Consider the following 3,006-nt stretch of genomic DNA (forward strand, 5'->3'; position numbering starts at 1 on the left):
GCCGGTACCCGGAGGCGGACGGCGACGGGTTGGCCCGGCTGGCGACCCGGCGGTTCGTCCGGCTGGCCGGTACGGGTGGGGCGCTCGCCGCGGGCAGCGGCCTGTTCGCGCCGGTGGCCGAGCTGGCGGCGGTGCTTTGGACCCAGGCGAACCTGGTGCTGCATCTGGCGGCGGCCTACGGTCGGGACCCGGGTGACCCGGATCGGGTGGCCGAGTTGCTGGCGCTGACCCAGGTGCACCCGGACGTCGGCACGGCCCGCGCGGCGCTGGACGCGGTGCGGTCGGCGGGCGCGCCGGTGGACGGCGCGTGGCCCCGGGCGGCCGAGGCGGCGTGGCGGTTGGCGACGCCGCTCGCCGCGCAGGCGGGCGGCTGGCTCGGGCTGCGGCTGGCCTCGCGGCTGCTGCCGGGCGCGGCGGTGCTCACGGCCGCGGCGGGTGACGCGGCCGCCGCGGAGCGGCTCGCCGCCCGGACGACCGCCCTCTACCGCCCGGCCCGCGCCCGCTGACGGCCGACCAGCCGCGGACGGCGGCGGCCGACCGTGATCCACACCGGATGCGGCATACCGGCCCTTCCGCCGACCGGGAGTGCCCGCTGTGCCGCATCCCGAGCCGGGCGGCCGGCGCGATGCCGCGGGATGCGGAATGTCGGGCGGGCGGGAGGCCCGCGCATCCCGCCGCGCCAAGACCGCCTATCCGAGCCCTGACCAGGCGGACACGAGCCACGACAAGACGGACACGGCGCCCATCCCGCCGCGCCGGGCCGCCTACCGAGCCCCGACCAGGCGGAGCACGCCGCACCATGGCGGGGAGGTGAGGCGGTCAGAGCCAGCTGAACCAGGCCTTCGGGAGCAGCGCGTAGCCGACGAAGGCGACCACGTCGAGCAGGGTGTGCGCGACGATCAGCGGGGCCACCCGCCGGGTACGCAGGTAGAAGAAGCCGAAGATCACGCCCATCACGGCGTTGCCGACGAACGCGCCGAAGCCCTGGTAGAGGTGGTAGGAGCCGCGCAACAGGGCGCTGGTCGCGAGTACCGCGCCGAGCCGCCAGTTGAGCTGGCGCAGCCGGGTGATCAGGTAGCCGACCACGATCACCTCCTCCAGCACGGCGTTCTGCACGGCGGCGAGGATCAGCACCGGCACCGCCCACCAGAGGTGCGGCAGGGCCGCCGGGACCAGGGTGGCGTTGACGCCCAACTGCGCCGCCGCCCAGAACAGGGCCAGCCCGGGCAGGCCGATCAGCGCGGCCAGGCCCGCGCCCCGGGCCAGGTCCGACCCGGGCCGGGTCAGGTCCACCCCGAGCGTCCGCGCCGGGTCCCCGGGGTCCCGCGCGAGCAGGTGTACGGCGAGCAGCACGGGCAGCAGCGCGAAGGCGATCCCGAGCAGCTGGTACGTCAGGTCGAGGTACGGGCGGGCCGACACCGAGGTGTTCAGCGAGGCGGTCTGCTTGGAGAGCGGACCCGCCGCGGTGAGCTTGGCGATCAGCGAGACCAGCGCGTACACGGCCGACTGGCCGAGGGAGAGGCCGAGCACCAGGAGCGCCTCGGTGGCCAGGGTCCGGCGGCCCACCGGGCGGGTCAGCTCGTCAACCGTCACCGGACCACTGTGCCGCACGTCGGGGCCGGTCGACACCACCTCGCCACTCAGCTGAGCCGGTCGCACATTGTGTGCGACCGGTGGGCACGCTCCGTGGAGATTCTGTGGGAGCCGATCCGCCCGTCAGGAGAAGGAGCGTGCCCCGGTGGAGAACTTCGCCCGGCTGTTGAAGGAGAGCTGGACCCTGGTCGAGGAGGAGCGCGAGCGGCTGAGCGGCCACTTCTACGCCCGGTTGTTCCTCCTCGACCCCGAGCTGCGCAAGCTCTTCCCGGTGCAGATGAACGGGCAGGGCGACCGGATCCTGGAGGCGATCGTCACCGCCACGCAGACGGTGGACGACCCGGAGAGCTTCGACGAGTACCTGCGGGCGTTGGGCCGGGACCACCGGAAGTACCACGTCGAGGCGGCCCACTACGAGACCATGGGCGTCGCCCTGCTGGACGCGCTGCGCAGCACCGCCGGGGACGGCTGGAACCTGGAGTACGACCAGGCGTGGCGGGAAGCGTACGCGAGCATCTCCGACCGGATGCTCGCCGGGGCGGCGGCGGACGAGAACCCCCCGTTCTGGCACGCCGAGGTGCTCACCCACGAGCGGCACGGCCTGGACAGCGCGGTGCTGACCGTACGCGCCCTCCAGCACCCGCTGCGCTGGCAGGCCGGCCAGTACGTCAGCGTCGAGGTCCCCCGCCACCATCCGCGGGTGTGGCGGACGTACTCGGTGGCGAACGCCCCGAACGACGACAACGTGCTGGAGTTCCACGTGCGTACGCCGGCCGGGGCGGCGGGCTGGGTGTCCGGCGCGCTGGTCCGCCGGACGAAGCCGGGTGACCTGCTGCGGGTGGCGGCCCCGATGGGGTCGATGACACTCGACCGGTCGTCCCCCCGGGACATCCTCTGCGTGGCCGGCGGGGTCGGGTTGGCGCCGATCAAGGCGCTGGTGGAGGAGCTGACCCGGGTCAACCGGACCCGGTGGGTGCATGTCTTCTACGGCGCGCGCCGGCCGGACGAGCTGTACGGCCGGCCGGGCCTGGAGGAGCTGGTGGCCACCCACCCGTGGCTGTCGGTGACCCCGGCGTGCAGCGAGGATCCGGAATTCGACGGCGAACTGGGGGACATCTCCGACGTGGTCACCCGGTACGGCCCGTGGACGACCCACGACTGCTACGTCTCCGGCTCGGCGGCGATGGTGCGGGCCACCCTGCGGGCGCTCGCCGCCGACGATGTACCGCCGGACAACATCCGGTACGACACCTTCGGCGCCCAGTAAGGCGTTCCTCCCCCCGAGCCGGGCCGCGTGCCTCTGCCGCTGGGGGCCGCGGCCCGGCCCCCCCGTCGCCGGGACGCGGGGCGGGGGGGGACCCGCCCCCGGGGCCGGCTAGGGCCGCGCGGCGCAGGAGCGGCCGGGGTGGGCGG

2 protein-coding genes and 1 pseudogene are annotated in these 3,006 nt (G+C 75.0%); 2 read left to right on the forward strand and 1 reads right to left on the reverse strand.

Annotated features, from left to right (window positions below):
* Positions 1-506, forward strand: a pseudogene (locus ACWEVO_RS33870) (hypothetical protein); the annotation flags it as partial.
* Positions 507-819: 313 nt separating this feature from the next.
* On the opposite strand, the gene ACWEVO_RS33875 reads toward ACWEVO_RS33870, so the two are convergent.
* The gene (locus ACWEVO_RS33875) at positions 820-1,593 is read right to left on the reverse strand and encodes a CPBP family intramembrane glutamic endopeptidase (protein ID WP_452311495.1); all 774 of its coding nucleotides are present in this window, start codon (positions 1,591-1,593) and stop codon (positions 820-822) included.
* Between the two features lie 145 nt (positions 1,594-1,738).
* On the opposite strand from ACWEVO_RS33875, the gene ACWEVO_RS33880 reads away from it, so the two are divergent.
* Entirely contained in the window at positions 1,739-2,860 is a 1,122-nt protein-coding gene (locus ACWEVO_RS33880) for a globin domain-containing protein (RefSeq protein WP_452311496.1), read from the forward strand.
* Positions 2,861-3,006: the final 146 nt, after the last annotated feature.

Source organism: Micromonospora sp. NPDC003776 (assembly GCF_053605645.1).